The organism is Leisingera sp. F5 (assembly GCF_001593695.1).
This window is the reverse complement of record NZ_LUKH01001359.1, coordinates 1-1,083: the sequence shown is the minus strand read 5'-3', so window position 1 is coordinate 1,083 and position 1,083 is coordinate 1. Positions and strand designations below refer to the sequence as shown.

At 66.8% G+C, this 1,083-nt stretch carries 1 protein-coding gene; it reads right to left on the bottom strand.

Going from position 1 to position 1,083, the window contains the following annotated elements:
- A partial coding sequence (locus A2I95_RS41415; protein WP_291738088.1) for a hydantoinase/oxoprolinase family protein occupies positions 1-1,083 on the bottom strand: 1,083 nt, incomplete at both ends.

Sequence of the window (1,083 nt, the reverse complement as noted above, 5' to 3'; positions counted from 1 at the left end):
GCGTAATGTCGCTGTCAGTCACAGTCGGTTCCGTGCCGCCGCGCCCGAATGCCACCGGGCCAGGCTCAGATCCAGCCGACTTCGGCCCCACGGTCAGCCGCCCCAGCCGGTCCACCCCGGCGATGGAGCCGCCGCCGGCACCGATTTCGATCATCTCGATCACCGGGATGCGCACCGGCATGCCGGACCCTTTGATGAACCGCGCCGCGCGGGCGATTTCGAACTGGCGCGAGGTCTGCGGGCGGGCGCCATCAATCAAGCACAGCTTGGCGGTGGTGCCGCCAACGTCAAAGGACAGCACCTCCTCCAGCCCCGCCTGCGCCGCAATGCGCGCGGCCAGAATGGCGCCGCCCGCCGGGCCGCTCTCCACCAGACGGATCGGAAACCGCGCCGCGGTCCGGATGGTGCACATGCCGCCGCCGGCGGTCATCATCAGGATCGGACAGGTCACGCCCTCTGCCGCAAACCGCTCGGCAAACCGCGCCAGATAGCTCTCCATCAGCGGCTGGATATAGGCGTTGGCCACCGTGGTGCAGAGCCGGTCGAACTCCCGCGCCTCGGGGCTGACATCCGAGGAGATCGAGACCGTCAGGCCCGGACGGCGCACCGCCAGAACATCCCGCAGCCAGCGTTCATGATCGGAGTTGGCGTAGGAATGCATCAGGCAGATTGCCACCGCATCGGCGCCGCAGGAGTCCAGCTCCGCGATCAGCGCCTCAACCGTGCTGTCCTCCATGCCGATCAGCACCTCGCCTGTCGCCGACATCCGCTCCCGGATGGTCAGCGCGCGTTCCCGCGGCACCAGCAGATCGGGCTTTTCCAGGTTGATATCATACTGCGAATAGCGCCGCTCATAGGCGATTTCCAGAATGTCCCGGAACCCTTCCGTGGTCACCGTCGCCACCGTTGCCCCGCGTCGCTCGATCAGCGCATTGGTGGCCAGCGTGGTGCCATGGATGAAGCCAGTCACTTCCCCCAGAGAACGCCCCGATTGCGCCATCACCCGCGCGGCACCTTCCATGGCGCCGTCTGCCGGGTTCTGATGGGTGGTCAGGGTCTTGGTTGAGGCCAGAATCGTGTCTT